The sequence below is a fragment of the Devosia sp. genome (assembly GCF_041917035.1).
GTDB lineage: Bacteria > Pseudomonadota > Alphaproteobacteria > Rhizobiales > Devosiaceae > Devosia_A.
In genome coordinates this window covers 1-16801 of the sequence record NZ_JAYRYM010000068.1, presented here as the reverse complement: position 1 = coordinate 16801, position 16801 = coordinate 1, and the positions used below count along the sequence as shown (strand labels likewise).

12 protein-coding genes are annotated in these 16801 nt (G+C 68.1%); 7 read left to right on the top strand and 5 right to left on the bottom strand.

The window, feature by feature from the left end:
- Window positions 1-402 (top strand): amidohydrolase family protein (locus ACE3TU_RS09440; protein WP_374623212.1); only part of this gene is annotated, 402 nt, incomplete at its 5' end.
- Window positions 403-434: 32 nt separating this feature from the next.
- On the opposite strand, the gene ACE3TU_RS09435 is transcribed toward ACE3TU_RS09440, so the two are convergent.
- Window positions 435-1178 (bottom strand): SDR family oxidoreductase, encoded by a 744-nt coding sequence (locus ACE3TU_RS09435; RefSeq protein ID WP_374623209.1) that lies wholly within the window; start codon window positions 1176-1178, stop codon window positions 435-437.
- 118 nt (window positions 1179-1296) lie between these two features.
- Between ACE3TU_RS09435 and ACE3TU_RS09430 the strand changes: the two genes are divergently transcribed.
- The 4 genes from ACE3TU_RS09430 (at window position 1297) to ACE3TU_RS09415 (ending at window position 10324) form a co-directional block, all read left to right on the top strand.
- Entirely contained in the window at window positions 1297-3063 is a 1767-nt protein-coding gene (locus ACE3TU_RS09430) for a sulfotransferase (RefSeq protein ID WP_374623207.1), read from the top strand.
- 314 nt (window positions 3064-3377) lie between these two features.
- Window positions 3378-4694, top strand: coding sequence for a hypothetical protein (locus ACE3TU_RS09425; RefSeq protein ID WP_374623205.1), 1317 nt, complete (start codon window positions 3378-3380; stop codon window positions 4692-4694).
- Window positions 4695-4988: 294 nt separating this feature from the next.
- Window positions 4989-8336 (top strand): OmpA family protein, encoded by a 3348-nt coding sequence (locus ACE3TU_RS09420; RefSeq protein WP_374623203.1) that lies wholly within the window; start codon window positions 4989-4991, stop codon window positions 8334-8336.
- 125 nt (window positions 8337-8461) lie between these two features.
- Entirely contained in the window at window positions 8462-10324 is a 1863-nt protein-coding gene (locus ACE3TU_RS09415) for a hypothetical protein (RefSeq protein WP_374623200.1), read from the top strand.
- A gap of 84 nt (window positions 10325-10408) precedes the next feature.
- Here ACE3TU_RS09415 and ACE3TU_RS09410 read toward each other — a convergent pair whose 3' ends face one another.
- Window positions 10409-11353, bottom strand: coding sequence for an alpha/beta fold hydrolase (locus ACE3TU_RS09410; protein ID WP_374623198.1), 945 nt, complete (start codon window positions 11351-11353; stop codon window positions 10409-10411).
- Window positions 11354-11419: 66 nt separating this feature from the next.
- Entirely contained in the window at window positions 11420-13456 is a 2037-nt protein-coding gene (locus tag ACE3TU_RS09405; protein ID WP_374623195.1) for a transglycosylase SLT domain-containing protein, read from the bottom strand.
- Between the two features lie 282 nt (window positions 13457-13738).
- On the opposite strand from ACE3TU_RS09405, the gene dapA reads away from it, so the two are divergent.
- Window positions 13739-14620: a 4-hydroxy-tetrahydrodipicolinate synthase gene (gene dapA, locus ACE3TU_RS09400; protein ID WP_374623192.1), complete on the top strand. Its 882-nt coding sequence runs from the start codon at window positions 13739-13741 to the stop codon at window positions 14618-14620.
- Between the two features lie 48 nt (window positions 14621-14668).
- Complete coding sequence (gene smpB / locus ACE3TU_RS09395; RefSeq protein ID WP_374623189.1) at window positions 14669-15151, top strand: SsrA-binding protein SmpB; 483 nt, start codon at window positions 14669-14671, stop codon at window positions 15149-15151.
- Window positions 15152-15273: 122 nt separating this feature from the next.
- On the opposite strand, the gene ACE3TU_RS09390 is transcribed toward smpB, so the two are convergent.
- Together ACE3TU_RS09390 and ACE3TU_RS09385 are read right to left on the bottom strand one after the other, a co-directional pair.
- Entirely contained in the window at window positions 15274-15906 is a 633-nt protein-coding gene (locus ACE3TU_RS09390) for a uracil-DNA glycosylase (protein WP_374623187.1), read from the bottom strand.
- A 21-nt stretch (window positions 15907-15927) separates the two neighbouring features.
- Window positions 15928-16527: an NYN domain-containing protein gene (locus ACE3TU_RS09385; RefSeq protein WP_374623185.1), complete on the bottom strand. Its 600-nt coding sequence runs from the start codon at window positions 16525-16527 to the stop codon at window positions 15928-15930.
- Between the last annotated feature and the right edge of the window lie 274 nt (window positions 16528-16801).

The window sequence follows — 16801 nt, the reverse complement described above, 5'->3', positions numbered from 1 at the left end:
ATCCATGTCCACGCGGCGACCATCGGCGTGGCGCTCCGCGCCAAGCGCGGCCCCGGGCAGGTCTACCTCGTCACCGACGCCATGTCGCCCACCGGCACCGACTGGACCGAGTTCGAGCTCACCGGCCGCACCGTCTACCGCAAGGACGGCGCTCTCCGCCTCGCCGACGGCACCCTCGCCGGCGCCGATCTCACCATGATCGACGCGGTTCGCTTCATGCACCGGCAGGTCGGCGTGCCGATCGAGGAAGCCTTCCGCATGGCCGCGCTCTATCCGGCGCGCGCCATTCGCGATGCCTCGCGCGGCCACCTCACGCGAGGCGCCCGCGCCGACATCGTCGCCCTGTCCGCCGATCTCTCCGTCCGCACGACATGGATCGGCGGGGAAAAGGCCTGGGGGTAGGGCAGGCCCGGCTCCGTTCCGTCCGGGTCCGATCAGCCCCGCCCGATATAGGGCATGCTCGAGGCCATCACAGTCATGAACTGCACGTTCGCCTCGAGCGGCAGCCCGGCCATGTAGAGGATCGCGTCCACCACGTGCTGCACGTTGAAGGTCGGCTCGGGCATCATCGTGCCGTTGGCCTGCAGCGACCCGGTGGTCATCTTCGCCGTCATGTCGGTCGCCGTATTGCCGATGTCGATCTGGCCGCAGGCGATGTTGAACGCCCGCCCATCGAGCGAGATCGCCTTGGTGAGCCCGGTGATGGCGTGCTTGGTGGCGGTGTAGGCCGCCGCGCCCGGCCGCGGCACATAGGCCGAGATCGAGCCGTTATTGATGATCCGTCCGCCCTGCGGGTGCTGGTCGCGCATGGCGCGGAACGCCTCGCGCGCCACGTAGAACGCGCCGTTGAGGTTGACATTCACCATGTCCTGCCAGGAGGCGATGTCGGTGTCGCCGAAGCTCGCCTGCGGCATGAACTTGCCGGCATTGTTGAACACCACGTCGATCCGCCCGAGCTTGGCCCGCACGTCGGTGAAGAACCTGTGCACCGCCGCCGGATCGGCAACATCGCACACGCCCTTGTAGCGCGCCCCCGCGAGCCGCGCCGTCTCCTCGAGTTCCGCCTCGCGGCGGCCCAGGATCGCCACGCGGTACCCGGCCTGTCCCAGCCCGATCGCCGTCGCCCGCCCGATTCCCGAGGTCGCGCCGGTGATCACAACCACCTTTCCGTCCGTCATTTCCCTGCCATCCGCCCTTGTCCCCGCCCATATGGACGACGACTTGCGGCATAGGCAAGGCAGCATTGCGCCTTTTGCGCCGCCCCCTATGATCGTGCGGATCGCATTGACGGGTACCATGTCGAAACTTCCTGGATCGCGGCATCGGACGCAGCCGTCCCCCTCCGAGTCCGACCTCCTGCAGCAGGGCCTGGCCCTGCACCAGTCGGGGCGTGGCGGCGAGGCGGCCGCCTTCTACCTCCGCGTCCTCGAACGACATCCCCGGCAACCCGCCGCCAACCATCTGCTCGGCCTCGTACGGCTGCAGCAGGGGCTGCCGCAGGAGGCCGTCGAGCGTCTTTCCCGGGCCGTGTCGGCCAGCCCGGGAAACGCCCAGTACCTCGGCAATCTCGGGGTGGCGCTGAATGCCGTCGGGCGTCATGCCGAGGCGGTGGATACCCTCAGACGCGCGATCGCCGCGGATGCCGGTTTCGCCGAGGCATACTCCAACCTCGGCATGGCCTGCCGGGCGCTGCGCCGCTACGGCGATGCCGCCGACGCCTGTCGGCAGGCCGTGCGGCTGAAGCCGAACGAGGCCGGGTTTCACTACAACCTTGCCAATGCGCTGGCGGACGGCGGCTACACCGCGGAGGCCGAGGCTGAGTACCGCAGGGCCATCGAACTGCGCCCTGGCTATGCCGGTGCCATCGGCGCCCTCGCCGCCCTGCTGGACGGCTGGGGACGGTCCGGCGAGGCCCTCGATCTGGTCGATACGGCTCTGTCGCGGCAGCCCCGGGACCCTCAGCTCCATCTGCGTCGCGCGCGTGCCCTCTACCGCCTGAACCGCCTCGAAGCCGCGATCGACGCCTTCGACCGCGCCATCGTCCTCGCTCCCGGCTTCGGCGAGGCGCACCTGCAGCGCGCCTATATCGTGCGCCACGAAAGCCGCGACTCGGCGATCTCGGCAATGGAGGGGCTGTTCCACGCCGCCTCGACGCCGCTCGAAGACCGCATCTTCGCCGGCTTCGGACTCGGCAAGGCGCTCACCGATATCGGCGAGCATCGCGACGCCATCGCCGCCTTTGTCGAGGCGAACCGGCTGCACCGGGCCCGCACGCCCTTCGCACTCGACCGGGCCGTGGCACGCCTCGATGAGGAGGTGAGTCGCTTCGACGGTACCGACTGGCAGCAGTCCGACGGCGGCTTCCGCGACGCCGCCCCGATCTTCGTCGTCGGTCTGCCGCGCTCGGGCAAGTCCACCATCGAGGGCATTCTCGCCCGCCATCCGGCGGTAGCCGGCGCCGGCGAGCTCCCGACCATGGGGCGCTTGGTCCGCGAGCTTCTCGCCGAGCATCCCGGCGTCCCCCTGGCCGACCTTCCGGCCGACCGCTTCACCGCGCTGGGCCGGGCCTACATGCGCGAGGCCCAGGCCCGCGTGCCCGCCGGCAAGGTCCTGGTCGATACCATGCCGTCCAATGCCGGCCACATCGGCTTCATCCGGCGGGCGCTGCCCGCGGCCCGCATCGTCCTTGCGGTGCGCGAGCCGGCCGACCACTGCATCGCCATCTTCGAGAAATACCTCACCGGCGCCGGCTACGAGTACGCCAACGATCTCGACGAGCTGCAGCCCTATCATGCCGCTTTCCGCGCCACGATGGCCGCCTGGAACGCCCGGCTTCCCGATACCCTGCACGCCATCGATATCGCGAGCCTGTCGGCGGACCGGGAGGCCGTGGCCCGCAACCTTCTCCTCCATTGCGGCCTCGGCTGGACTGACGCGGTCATGGCCGAGGCGCGCTCCGAGCCGCAGCTCAACGACTGGCCGCGCGAGCGCATCCTGCGCAACCGGGCCGATCATCTCGCCGCGTGGCGCGTGGTGCGGCCGTCGCTCTTCGCCGCGGCCTGAGGGACGTTGTCATGCCGGCCGCCCGCCCGTCTCGGCCGCTTCCGGTAACCACCGGTTCAGGAGTGTTAAGGCTTGGTTTCCAAACCTGTGCTGAATCTGCAACAGCGATTGGGCAACCCGGTTGGTGCTGCCCCATTTCGGCCATTCTGCGATTGCGCCTCGCCTAAGCCTGCGTAGAGTGGGTCTTGCGAATCCATGCATGGGATCGTTTGTCGGTCGCAAACGCGACGACAACACACACAGCTAAGTGTGGTCGCGTTTCGACAAACCGCCGGGTGACCGGTACAACGAATGACTGACTTTGGAGGTCAACAATGAAGATCAGGAACCTTCTTCTGGGTTCTGTGGCTGCGGCGGGTCTCTCGACCGGCGGTGCCTACGCGGCGGACCTGGGCGTTCTGACGTCGCTCGACGTTTGCGATGCGCTCGGCCTGTCGGGTCTGACGATTTCGTCCGACACCAACTGCCTGCAGATCACCGGTGAAGTGAAGTACAAGTTCACCTGGGGTGACTACGACGGCACTGCTGCTGCCGACGCTGACATTGATCGTGGCGGCGCCACCAATGGTGGCTTTGATGGCGGCGCGGTTAGCTGGATGGCTGGCGCTGGCACCGAAGATTGGGCCTCGCGTTTTGACGCTTGGATCAAGTTCGTTGCGACGGCCGACTCTGACTTTGGTCCGGCCAAGGCGGTGATCAAGCTGAAGGAGACCAACCATCGCACGACCGCAAATGGTGGCGCGATTGGGACCGGCAGCTCCGATACCACCGGCGTCATCATGGACGAGGCTTATGTCTCGATCGGTGACTCGACCGTGATCATGGCGGGCAAGAAGGGCTCGATCATGAACAAGGGCGACGACGTTCCGCTGAACTGGCTCGGCCTGTTCATCTCGGAGAAGGTCGACGCTGGTGTTGATTGGGGTTCGGACACGGATCTCCCGAGTGGCGGTCATGTCATCCAGGTCGTCTCCGACCTCGGCAATGGCATCTCGGTCGCCGGTGGCCTCGAGAACCTCGATGGCGACAACACTCCTGACGGCGCCGCTGGCACTGCGGTTGGCGTGATTGCTTATGCCGGCGACGGCATGGCGGCCCACGCGACGTTTGCCGCTGGTGGTGTGCTCGACGGAACCATCGAGGACTGGGGCGTGCACGCCGGCTTCTCCGGCACGTTCGACAACTTCAAGGTGGTCGCTGCGGCGGCTTTCGGCGAAGATGATGTGAACGGCGACTACTGGAACGTGCTCGGTTCGGCCTCGGCCACCTTCGACATGTTCACGATCGCTGGCTCGGTTGAAGCCAACTCGAACGACCAGTGGGGCGTTGGTGCGTCGGCTTCGGCTGCTGTCACCGATGGCGTGACCCTGAACGTCGGCGGCCGCTACCTCGAAGAGAGCGCCGGCAACGACATCTACCAGGTCGCGGCGTCTGTCGTGGCTGCGGTCACCGAGACCATCACCATCACCGGCGAAGTCGGTTACGTGGATGATGACTGGGCTGATCTCTTCTACGGTTCGGCCAAGCTGGCTTGGGCTCCGGGCGGCGGGTTCACCTCGTCGGTCAAGGGCACGGTCAACTCGGAAGACGCCTACAAGATCGAGACCGAGTTCAAGAAGACCTTCGAGTAAGGTTCTCTTCCTCTCAATGGAAGGGCCCGGCGCAAGCCGGGCCTTTCTGTTTTTCACCGTGTTCATCTGCGCTCAGGAATGTGTCAGCCTCCGTTCATCTTCGATCACGTAGAGCTGACCGCCAGTCGTGGAAAAAACCGCGTCTGACAAAGAGTTGGCGCACTTTTCCGATTCAGTGATTGGGGTTATGGCTCGTCGCGAAGCGTGATCGGGAAAAGTCGCTGACTTTCCGGTTCGGTCGCGCGACCACATCAAGACCACAAGCGCGCGGCGAGAGCGGTTTCCGGGGGCAGCATGAACGGCGGCATTTTCCTCAAGTGGGGCATCCCGGCCCTCGTCACCGTAGTCGCCGGCACCTTCGCCGCCGTTACCACCTCCGGAGCCGCCATCCCCCTCGATCTGCGCGAGCGCGCCGTCGCCGCCCTTGAGAATCCCGCCGATTCCTGGGCCTCCGTCAGTTTCGACATGCGCGACGCCGTGCTGACCGGCACGGCGACCACCCAGCAGATGATCGACGACGCGATCGCACGGGTCGCCGCCGTGCACGGCGTTCGCTCGGTCACCTCCAGGGTCGTGCTCGCCGAGTATGTCAGCCCGTTCCCCTTCATCGCCTCCGTCGCGGATGGAGTCATCACCCTCTCGGGCGGCCTGCCCGACGAGACCGCCCGCGCCGAGCTGCTCGAACTCGCCGGGGCAGGGGCCAGGGACAATCTGCGCCTCATGTCGGGCGCCCCGGATCGCGGCCAGTGGCTCGCCGCCGCCCGCTATGTCATTGAAAATGCACGCGCCTTTGACGAGGGCGAGGCAGCGCTCGCCGATCTCGCGGTCACCGTCTCCGGCCGGGCCCGCAACACTGAATCCTACCAGCAGCTCGCCGCGCTGGGTCGCGGTGCCCCGCCCGCCGGCACCAGTCTCGGCTTCCGCGAGGTCGAGCCGCCGCTTGCGTCGCCCTTTGAGTGGCACGCAAGCTTCGACGGCGCCCGGCTGACCCTGTCCGGTGTCATCCCCTCCGATAGCGTCGGCACCCGCCTCGCAGCGCTCGTGCCGCCGGGCGTGACCCTCTCCACGAGCCTCGCCCTGGCCTCCGGCGCCTCACCGGATTTCGCCGACGATGCTGCGATCCTCCTCCAGAATCTGCTGAAACTGGAAGAGGGTAGGGCGGATATTTCGGGTGAAGCATTATCCCTGTCGGGCTCACCCGCCGACATCGCGACGGCCGAGACGGTGCGTGTCGCCGTCTCGCGCCTGCCGGCGGATGTCGCGCTGGGCCCACCGCGCATCGCCGAGTATTGGCTCAGTGCCGTCCGCGAGGGCGATGCACTGGTGCTCGATGGCTTCGTTCCCGATGCCGCGGCCCAACAGCGGCTCGAGGACATGCCGCAGGTCGATGCCGCCGGGCTGGAACTCGGCCGTGGCGCGCCCGAGCGCTTCCTCTCCGGCGTCGATTTCCTCATCGAAGCGCTGGGGCGGATGAGCGAGGGGCACGGCACCATTCAGGGCACCGTCATCACGCTCGACGGGCGGGCGGCCACGGTCCTTGACTTCACCGCCATCGAGACCGCCTTGAACCTCGGTGCCCCGCAGGGGCTGATTCTCGGTGAAGTCGGTGTCACGCCGCCGCTCGCCGTACCCTTTGTCTTCACGGCCGAGAAATCGGCTTCGGGCGCCTATACGCTGGCCGGCAATGTCCCCAGCGAGGCGATGCGCAAGGCACTCGCCGCTGCCCTTCCCGCCGCCCCGGCGGACACCATGGTCCTCGCCGATGGCGAACCGCCGGCTTTCGAACGCCAGGTTCTCGGTGCGCTCTCCGTGCTGCCCCTGCTCGACAGCGGCCGCATCGCCTTTGATGGCGCCGCCTGGAGCGTGACGGGCGCCGTCGATGTCCCGCAGGAGGCATTTGCCGCGGACCAGGCCTTTGCTGCGACGGGCCTGCGCGCCGCCGGATGGAGTTACGACATCGCGCTGCCGCCGCCGCCGAAGGTCGCGGCCCTCCCGGTCATCGATCCCTATGTCTGGCGCGCCCAGAAGGCGGCCGACGGCACCGTCACTTTCGCCGGCTTCGTCCCCACCGATCAGCTGAAGCGCTATCTCGCCGCCCATGCCGGTGACCGCGCCATCGACGGCACCAGCCTCGCCGCCGGCGCCCCCGAGGCCTTCGTCGGTGCCACGGTGGCCGGGCTCGAAGCGCTGCTGTCCATGCGCGAGGGTGCGCTGAGTCTGTCGGGCGGCAAGTGGATGTTGACCGGTAGTGTCGGGACGACCGCCGAACGACTCGCGGTGGAGGCCGCTTTGAGCGGCGGCGCCGACGTCTCGGCCTGGCATGTGGCGATTCAGGCGGCCGACGCGGCCCCGGTAGTCACCCCCTATGTCTGGTCGGCCAGCAAGGCCGAGGACGGCGCCGTCGAACTCGCCGGCTATGTCCCGACGGAAGACCTCCGTCGCCTCGTCGCGGAGCGGGCCGGCAGGGTGGCAAGGGACACGACGCTCGTCGGTTCCGGCGAGCCCGCCGGCTTCGAGCCGGACATGCTGGCAGGCATTGCCGCGCTGCAGCGCCTCGTCTCCGGCGAGGTGCGATTCAGCGGTTCGTCCTGGTCGATCACCGGGCAGCCGGCAACGGCAGCCGATGCCGAGGCCGTGCGCGCCGCGCTCCTGTCGGCGAGCGATGGCGCGGCGGGCTGGACCAGCGCACTCGCCGAACCGATCGAGGCCGCGCCGGTCGCACCGGAACCCGAGCTCGCCGCCGCGCCCGAACCTGCCGTGCCCGAGCCTGCCGTCGCGGACGTCCCGGCGGACGCCGGGCCTGAGGTCGAGCCGTCCGAGCCGGAGGTTGCGCCCATCCCCGCCGAGCCGGCCCCGATCGAGCTTGCCGAACTCGCGCCGGTCGAGGCGACCCCGGCCGTCGTAGAGGCGCTTCCGGCCATCGAGGTGGATCGTCCCTACCTCTTTGCCGCACGCAAGAGCGTCGGCAGTTCCATCGCTTTCGAGGGTGCGGTTCCCGCCGAGCCGATGCGGCGGCATTTGGCCGTGATCGGCGGGGCAGAGGCCGATGCGCTGTCCGTGGCATCGGACCTGCCGGCCGACTTCATCACCAGCGCCGACGCCGGAACCCGCGCGCTGGGCCTGCTCGCCGATGGCGTCTTCGGTCTCGACGGCACCACCTGGGTATTCGTCGGTCGCGCCGAGAGCGAGGAAACCCGCAGCGCAGCACTCGCGGCACTGGCCGTCGCGCCGGCGCCCGATCGCTGGCAGACCAGCGTCACCCTGCTGCCGCCGCTCGAGGTGTGCCGCGACAAGGTCACTGCGTTCGCGATGCGCAATGCCATCCTGTTCCAGTCGGGCAGCGCGGCGATGGCGTCCGAGTCGATCCCGGCGATCGATGAACTGGCCGGCTACCTGGCGTTCTGTCCGGAGGCCAGCGTCAATGTCGAGGGACATACCGATGCCGATGGCGAGGCCGAAGCCAACCTGGCCCTCTCGGTGGCACGCGCCGAGGCGGTCGTCGATGCGCTGATCCTGCGCGGCGTCGGGCCCGAGCGGCTCTACGCCATCGGCTATGGCGAGAGCCTGCCCGTTGCGGACAACGAAACCCGTGCCGGCAAGCAGGCCAATCGCCGTATCGCCTTCACGCTCGCGGACCACTAGCAGCCCATGACCCTCGACTCGCTGATCTACCTGCTTGAGGTCTACTGGCCCTATGCCGCGGCCGCCCTGCTGATCGGCCTCGCGACCGGCTGGTTCTCGCTGCCGGGTCGGAAGGGAGAGCCGTGATGCTCAATCCCGCCCACCTGCTCGAAGTTGCCTTGCTGCTGCTGGCCACCTTTCTGGTCGGCGCGGTTCTCGGCACGCTGCTGCGCCTGCTGGCACTGCGCTTCCAGCGACCGGTGGCGGTCAAGCCAGCGCCCGTCTCGGAAAGCGCAGCCGCCGAGGATCCGTTCCCGCTGACGGCGCTCGTCGCGGCACCGGTCATCGAGCCGCTGCCGCAACCGGCGCGGCCGGTCGAACCAGTCCCCCTCAGACCCGAGGACGTGCCCATCCCGGATTTCGCCGCAGCGCTGCAGGAACTCGTGAAGGACTCAACGCCTGAAGCTCCGCGCGCTGCCCCGGTCGCAGAGCTGCCCGCCGCTGAGCCGCTCCCCCCGGTCATGCCGTCACCGCCTGTACCCCCCCGGCCCCCCGTCGCGGTTGACTGGACGGAGATCCGCCCGGCCCGCGCCCCCGGCGAGGCAACCTCCGGAGGGTCCGTCGGCCCGCTGCAGGCCCCCGCGCCGGAGACCGTTCCTCCAGCCGCCGTCGCCGAGGTCATTCCCTTCCCGTTTGCCGCCGCGCCCGCCCGGCCAGTCGCACCCAGCCGTCCGGCGGATCCGGAGATCGCCTGGGAGGCCGTTCCGGTGCTCGAGCCGGCGGCCGTCGCGCCTCGGGCCGCTGCCGAGCCCGACGCGTTCATCGAAATGCCGACGGCGGCATTGGTCGCCGAACTCGCGGCCATCGTCGAGAGCTCGAGAAAGCCCGCCCTCCCGGGGCCGCAGGCGCCGGCAACGCCCCTGACCGAAGCCGCCGATGTGCCGCCCGCTCCGGCGATCGCGCTTTCATCGCCCATCCTGGCCGCCGCCGATCAGGCCGGGACGCCGCCCGCCGCTCCGGCGGCATCGGCGGAGGTCCCGGTTCCGCAGCCGGCCGTCCCGCTGGCCGTCGATGCCGCGCCGGTCCTGCCCGCGCGTGATCCCGCCCCCTTGGTCGAGCCCGTTGCTGCGCAACCGGTTCCGCTCGAGCCGAATTCGTTCGTCCCGCCTCCTGCGCCGGTCGAGGTCACCCCCATCGAACCGGCACCAGCAGTTGCCGATCCGATCGCGTCGCCTTCCGTGATCGAGGCGCGCCCGGTCGAAATCGCCGACCCGATCGATGCCACCCCGCCGGTCGATGCCACCCTGCCGTCGGCCGGTGTTGCGAGCGCTCCCGATCCGGACGCCCCGGCGGAGCACGGGCTGTCTGCCGCGCGCCAGCCCGCGCCACCTCCCGCCTCCCTGGCCGCCGCTCCGCTTCCGGCGGATGATGGCGACGAGAGCGACGAGGATCGCGAGGCCGCCGCCATGCGTGCCATCGAGGGCAGCTGGACTCCGGGCCGAGTCGCGGCGCGTCCCGCGCGGCGGCTCGATCCTCCCGAGGGCGTCAGCGCGGCCGTCTCCGCCTCCGGTGCGGCGATCGCCGCCGCGGCCCGGGCCGTCGAGGCCGTGGTGGCGGAGGCCTCCGCCCCGGCATCCGCCGACGACGAGATCGACCTCGAGATCGACCTTGTTGCGGCGCTCAACGCCGCCCTTGCGCCGGAGGTCCCCGATGCGCCCGAGGCGGCCGCACCGCCGCCCGAGCCCGGACGGCCGGTCGGGCTCGATGTGCCGCGCCATGGCACCAAGGACGACCTCACCCACGTCATCGGCATCCTGCCCGCCATCGAGCTGCAGCTCAATCAGCTCGGCATCTATCATTTCGACCAGTTGGCCGGGCTCGATGAGGCGAACATCGCCTGGCTGGAAGCGCAGCTGGCGACGCCCGGACGCATTCGGCGCGAACTCTGGCGCGAACAGGCGCGCGAACTCGAGGCGGCCCTGCGACCGCGGGCCGCGACCGGTAGCTAGGCGCGTCGAGCAGCGGCGGGCGGTCGTCTGGTTCGGAAGAACGTGCGGATGCGTCTGCTCCTCGGCTTCGCGAGGCGCCGGGCCTCAGGCCGCCACCTTGCCACGCTTCTTCACGATCCGCCGCACGAACTCGGCAATGGGCGCGACGTCCTCTGCCGTGTTGAGCAGGGCAGGCGAGCCCTGGCCCTCGATGACATAACCCTCGGCGTCGCGCCGCCGCCGCATCATCTCGTCGAACGTCTCCCGCCGCAACTGCTCGGTGAGTTGGGTGCGCATCAGCATCAGCGGCGCGCAGCGCAGGGCGTCGTAGTACTGCCATTGCGGCACCAGCACGTCGTCATGCTCGAAAGCCTCGAGCATCTTGATGAGGTGCGGATCGAACAACCCCCGGACGCGGCCGCGACGGTCGAGGAAGTGCGTCCTGCCCCCCAGTTGCTCGAGCAGCGGCTCAGGCGCGCTCGGATAGTCCGGCGCCAGCATTCGGCGCAGCATGGCCCGGTATCCAGCCTCGCTGCGGGGGCCCTCGAGGTCCTTGAGATTGTTGCGCAACCGAACCAGGCCACGCGGATCGGACACCGGGCCGGCATCGATCAGCAGCGTACCCGCAATCAGGTTCGGGCGATCTGCGGCGAGGGCCATCACCACCTGTCCGCCATAGCCCTGGCCGACGAAGATGCCGCCGTCGACGACCAGGGCGGCCAGCGCCTCGCTCAGGTCCCGCGCGTCCATGGGCGAGATGTAGCGCGTCTTGTCGGCGCGATCCGAGGAGCGGCCACGTCCCTTGAGGTCGATGAGCACCACCGGCCAGTCATCTCCGAACTCGCGGTGGAAATGCAGAGCGAACTCGGCGAAGTCCGACATGTTGCGCTGGTATCCGGGTACGCACACCACCGGAACCCGCCCGGTCGCCAGGCGACCCGACACATGCACGGCGACGGCCTCGTTCGCCGGTCCGATGGTGAAGCGCTGGACGGGCAGCGTGGCGAAGGCCTTGTGGTCGTCGGGAACGGTGCGCGCGGGTGCCAGCATGGCCCCTCGTTTAGCCTGGAACGCCGCCCGTCCAAAGCCAAATCATCGCGGGAACCGGTTCCCCGCTCAGCCCGGAATGCGGCGCAGCACCTGCGTGAGCCCGAGGTCGTCCTTGCCCAGCCTCGCCCGGTAGACCAGATAGTTGCCGACCACCCGCTTCACGTACTGCCGGGTCTCCTGCACCGGTATGAGCTCGATCCACACGACCGGGTCGATTTCCTCGCTGCGGGGATCGCCATAGGTCTCAACCCACTTGCGAGCGTTACCGGCGCCGGCATTGTAGGCCGCGGCGGCGAGCACCAGCGAGCCATCGAAGGCCTCGAGTTGCGCCTTGAGGTAGGTCGAACCAAGGAGCGCGTTGTACTCGGCATCGCTGGTGAGTCGGCTCGCGGAGTACCCCACGCCGATCTTGCCGGCGGTCTCCTTGGCCGTTGCCGGCATAAGCTGCATCAGCCCGCGGGCGCCTGCGGCCGACACCGCGTCCACCTGGAAGCGGCTCTCCTGGCGGGCAATGGCGTAGATCGCCGCGACATCCATCGATGCCAGCTGGGTGTTGGGCAGCCCGTCCTTGGGGAAGTTGAACAGGTCGAGCGGGAAGCCCCGCTTTTCGGCGGTGTCCGCAATCGTGATGGCGAGATGATGTGCCTCGAGCGATTGCGCCAGCCGCGCGGCCAGCAGCAGTTCGCTGCCATTCTTGAAGCCATGCGCGAAACTGCGCAGCAGCGGTACCGCCATTTCCTTGTGGCCGTTGTCGGCCAGCAGGCGCACCGCGCGCACCAGTTCGAGGCCCTCGAAGGCGGCCTCGGCTGTCTTCCAGGCTGGCATCTCGCGGATCGCGACGCCCTTCTTGCCGAGCGCTTCGCGAGCCAGTTGGCCGTAGTAGAGGGTGCCGTAGCGCGCGGCGGATTGGAACGCGGTCCGCGCTGCCGTCTCGTCGCCGAGCTTCTCCAGGGTGCGCCCCAGCCAGTAGTCGGCCTGGGTGACCGAGTCGGGCAGGGTGGCGAGTTGCTGCATGGACTTGAAGTGGGGCAGCGCCAGCTTGGCGTCCCGCAGGAACGACAGCGCGATCCAGCCGGCGTGGAAGTGGGCCTCGACCAACCGGCCTTCCGGCCCCTCGTCATAGCCCGCCGCTGCCCGGTAGGCGCGCTTGACCTCGCCCAGCTTCAGCAGGTCGCGCAGCAGGCCCCGCCGCTCGTACCAGAACTCCTCGGCCTCGGGCGCACTGCCGGGCACCTTGTCGAGATAGGCGATGGCGTCGTCCCAGAGCTCGAACTGACGGGCCCGCTGGGCTCGCGAGAATAGGAACACCGGGTGCGAGGTCATCGACGGATCGACGGCGTCGAGCAGCTTCTTGGCATCCTTGTCGTTGCGCGATGTGGCATTGCGCGCCACGGCCAGTGACTTCTGCGCCGCGGTCATGGTGCCGAACAGCCGTTCGACCCCGGCTGCACGGTCGTGCATCATCAGGTGCACGGCGCGATCCCAGTGATCGACCTTCGACAGCAGCGGGCCGAGCTGGTCGAGCACCTTCTGCTCGGTGGCGCGGTCGAGGAAATTCTCCGTCCAGATGGCGCGTGCGATGCGCGCCGCACGGTCCTTCTGGCCTGCACCGGCATACGCTTGGGCGAGCGCGATCTGGGCATCGAGCGTATTGGGCATCGCTCCGCCTAGCAGCTTGATCACGCTGGCGCCGTCCGCCTGCTCCTTGACCAGGGCCTGCTCGAGGCGTGTCCGGAAGACGCTTCCCGTTGCGAAGTCCGGGGCGTCGGCGGTGAAGCGGACAACCGAGGCTGCGGGCACCTCGCCATTGCCATAGTAGATGGCCGCCCATTGCAGGGCCCGCCGCTCGGTGTTGTCGGGCAGGGCCCGCGCCAGCTCGTAGGCCTCCGCCTCGCGTCCGTCCGCCAGCACCGAAAGGGCCTTTCGGAACGCGCTCGAGGCGGCGTCCTTCGGCACCGATGCCGGCGAACTGATGGCGCCGGTGACGACCGGATCGACGGCATCGTTGGCACGAACGAAGTTGCCCGCGACCAGGGCGGTGGCGGTCAGCGTTGCGGCGACGATGCCGGCAAGCAGGCCTTTCGACCTGGGTGCAGAGAACATGGTAACTGTCCTGTTGGTCCTCGGTACAAATCCAACAAGGTGCCCCCACCCTTGCAGTCAGCCAGAAGTTTGCGCCACGCGCGTGAACAATTGGTTAGCCACTCGGTCCTTGTGGGTCGTGCCGCCCGGTCGCTTCGCCTCTTTGCTTGTCGGCCGGCACGAGAAAAACTATGGTGCCCGACTGTGGCCGGCCGATGATCGGGATATGGCCATAATCTGGCCGGAACGGCCTACCAACCAGCCCGCATCGCACGATGCCAATGCACGAGGAACTGACCCGAAATGTTGCGAGGTTCGATCACAGCGCTCATCACTCCGTTTGCGAACGGGGCGCTGGACGAGAAAGCCTTCAGCCATTTCGTCGATTGGCAGATTGCGGAGGGGACGCACGGTCTGGTGCCGGTCGGCACCACGGGCGAAAGCCCGACCGTGACCCACGAGGAGCATCATCGCGTCATCGAGATCTGCGTCGAGGTCGCGGCCAGGCGCGTGCCGGTAATCGCCGGTGCCGGCTCGAACTCGACTGACGAGGCCGTGTCGCTCGCCCGCTTCGCCGAGGACATCGGCGCCGACGCCGTGCTGTCCGTGGTGCCCTACTACAACAAGCCCACCCAGGAAGGTCTGTTTCAGCACTTCTCGGCGGTTGCCGGGGCCACGTCGCTGCCGATCCTGCTCTACTCCGTGCCCGGTCGCACCGTGGTCGACCTGACCATCGACACGATCGCCCGACTGCGCGACGCCCACTCCAACATCGTCGGCGTCAAGGACGCGACTGCAAGCATGGAGCGGGCCAGCCTGCAGCGCGCCAGGCTGGGGGCCGACTTCATCCTGCTCTCGGGCGAGGACATGACGGCGCTCGGCTTCAACGCCCATGGTGGCACCGGCTGCATCTCGGTGACGTCCAACGTCGCGCCCCGGCTCTCGGCGCTTTTCCAGAACGCCTGCCAGCAGGGCAACTATGCCGAGGCCATCGCCATTCAGGACAAGCTCGTGCATCTGCACAAGAGCCTCTTCCTCGAGAACAACCCCGGCGGCGTCAAATACGCCGCGTCCCGGCTCGGCCTGTGCCGCAACGAGTTCCGCCTGCCGGTGGTACCGGTCTCGAAGGCGAACGAGGAAGCCATAGACTCCGCCCTGCGGCATGCCGGACTGCTGGCCAACTGAGGAACGCGCCGCTATTGCGTTGCGGCCGGACGGGACTATCTAGAGGTCATGGCAAAGCAACCGGGCAAACCCCAAACCATCTCGACCGGTCCGGTGGCCGAAAACCGCCGGGCCCGTTACGACTACGAGATCCTCGACACCCTCGAGGCCGGCATTGTCCTGACCGGCACCGAGGTCAAGTCGCTGCGTCAGGGCAAGGCCCAAATCACCGAGGCCTACGCCTCTCCTGAGCGCGGCGAACTCTGGCTGATCAACGCGCACATCCCCGAGTACCTGCAGGCCAACCGCTTCAACCACGAGGAAAAGCGGCCGCGCAAGCTGCTGGTCAACGGCAAGCAGCTTGCGCGCCTCAGCCAGGACGTCGAGCGCGCCGGCAATACCATCGTGCCGCTGAAGCTCTACTTCAACGAGCAGGGCAGGGCCAAGCTGCTGATCGGCGTCGGCAAGGGCAAGAAGAGCTTCGACAAGCGCGAGACCGAGCGCAACCGAGACTGGGGGCGCGAGAAGGCTCGCCTGCTCAAGCACGGCTGAACGGCGACGAACTGGCCCCGCTGGCCGTCTCCATCACCTGCACCCGGAGGCGGGGCCGAATCTGGTCGTACTCGCGACCGGAGGGGCGGGGCCGCTTCGTCGCCGTTTTCGCCGGGCGACTCTCAGCCTATGATGGAACGGGCCGCGCGCCCCACCACGTCCTCGAACATGGCGGGCGTCAGTACGCCGGTGTTCGTGTTGTAGCGCGAGCAGTGATAGCTGTCGAACAGCACCGCCCCAGTTCCGAGACGATGCTCGGCACCATGCGCGAAGGGGAAGGCGCTGCGCTTCTCGGAGAGAGCCGTCAGCAGCGAGTCGTGGGCGATCCGGCCGAGCGCCAGGTAGGCTTTGGGCCTATGCGCTGCCACACTGGCGACCAGAAACGGCCGGCAGGTCCGAATCTCCTCGCCGGTCGGCTTGTTCTGCGGCGGGACGCAGCGAACGGCGTTGGCGATCAGAACGCCCCGCAGTTCCAGCCCGTCGTCCGGCCGCTGCCGGTAGTGGCCAGTCGCCAGCCCGAACTTCTCGAGCGTCGCGTAGAGCAGGTCCCCCGCATAGTCGCCGGTGAACGGCCTGCCGGTGCGATTTGCGCCCTTGAGGCCCGGCGCCAGCCCGATAATCATCAGGCCGGCCGCCACATCGCCCCAGTTCGGGACCGGGGCATTGAAGAACTCCGGGTAGTCCCGCTGGTTGTCGCGACGAAACGCCACCAGCCGCGGACAGCGCGGGCAGTCATGCGGCGGGTTGGTCTGCAAGAAGGCTCCGGCGGACTGGACTCAGTGCCCCTTACCGTCCACTGTCACCGGAGTCCGGTCAACGGTGCGGTCGATGTGCGCGCGCTCCGGCGGCGGAGTGCGCCCCACGGTCTTTGCCAGTTCGGCGACATCGAGGAAGAAGTCGGCCTGTCGTCGAAGGTCGTCGGCAATCATCGGCGTCGGCGTCGTCAGTGTCGACACGACGGTGACGCGCTTGCCCTTGCGCTGCAGAGCCGCAACCAGCGCCGTGAAGTCGCCGTCGCCCGAGAACAGCACCAGATGATCGTAGAAGGTCGACATTTCGAGGGCGTCCACCGTCAGTTCGATGTCCATGTTGCCCTTGATCTTCCGGCGCCCCGAGGCGTCCGTGAACTCCTTGGCCGGCTTGGTCACCACCGTGAAGCCGTTATAGTCGAGCCAGTCGATCAGCGGCCGGATCGAGGAGTACTCCTGATCCTCCACCAGTGCGGTATAGTAGTAGGCCCGCAGCAGATAGGCCTTGGATTGGAATTCCGACAGCAGCCGGCGGTAATCGATATCGATCCCGATAGCCTTGCTGGTCGCGTACAAATTAGCGCCGTCGATGAAAAGTACGACCTTTTCGCGCGGATCAATCGACATGAACTGCCTCCAATACGGAGCCTCTTGCTCCTCGTCGGCCCCCCGACGAAAATCCTTCAGTACGTCCGGTTGCCCCGGTGTGCCGCAATATGGCACCGAGCGTACCTAAGTTCCGATTACGTGCTTAATCGATGAGTTGGCAATAGTAATATAACATGACCGCCGCGGTCCAATTATGGAAGGCAAGCGCAAGACCATGATCCGCATGGGGAAATCCTCTCCCGCCGGGACTTCAAACAACTGTGGGAGGTCGGCGCGGAGAAGGCCTTGTGCG

Bases quoted from the DNA above. Each gene is read 5' to 3' on its own strand.
- ACE3TU_RS09430 (WP_374623207.1), top strand. From the start codon at position 1,297: ATGTCGAAACTTCCTGGATCGCGGCATCGGACGCAGCCGTCCCCCTCC.
- ACE3TU_RS09420 (WP_374623203.1), top strand. From the start codon at position 4,989: ATGAACGGCGGCATTTTCCTCAAGTGGGGCATCCCGGCCCTCGTCACC.
- ACE3TU_RS09415 (WP_374623200.1), top strand. From the start codon at position 8,462: ATGCTCAATCCCGCCCACCTGCTCGAAGTTGCCTTGCTGCTGCTGGCC.
- ACE3TU_RS09425 (WP_374623205.1), top strand. From the start codon at position 3,378: ATGAAGATCAGGAACCTTCTTCTGGGTTCTGTGGCTGCGGCGGGTCTC.
- ACE3TU_RS09385 (WP_374623185.1), bottom strand. From the start codon at position 16,527: ATGTCGATTGATCCGCGCGAAAAGGTCGTACTTTTCATCGACGGCGCT.
- dapA (WP_374623192.1), top strand. From the start codon at position 13,739: ATGTTGCGAGGTTCGATCACAGCGCTCATCACTCCGTTTGCGAACGGG.
- smpB (WP_374623189.1), top strand. From the start codon at position 14,669: ATGGCAAAGCAACCGGGCAAACCCCAAACCATCTCGACCGGTCCGGTG.
- ACE3TU_RS09410 (WP_374623198.1), bottom strand. From the start codon at position 11,353: ATGCTGGCACCCGCGCGCACCGTTCCCGACGACCACAAGGCCTTCGCC.
- ACE3TU_RS09405 (WP_374623195.1), bottom strand. From the start codon at position 13,456: ATGTTCTCTGCACCCAGGTCGAAAGGCCTGCTTGCCGGCATCGTCGCC.
- ACE3TU_RS09435 (WP_374623209.1), bottom strand. From the start codon at position 1,178: ATGACGGACGGAAAGGTGGTTGTGATCACCGGCGCGACCTCGGGAATC.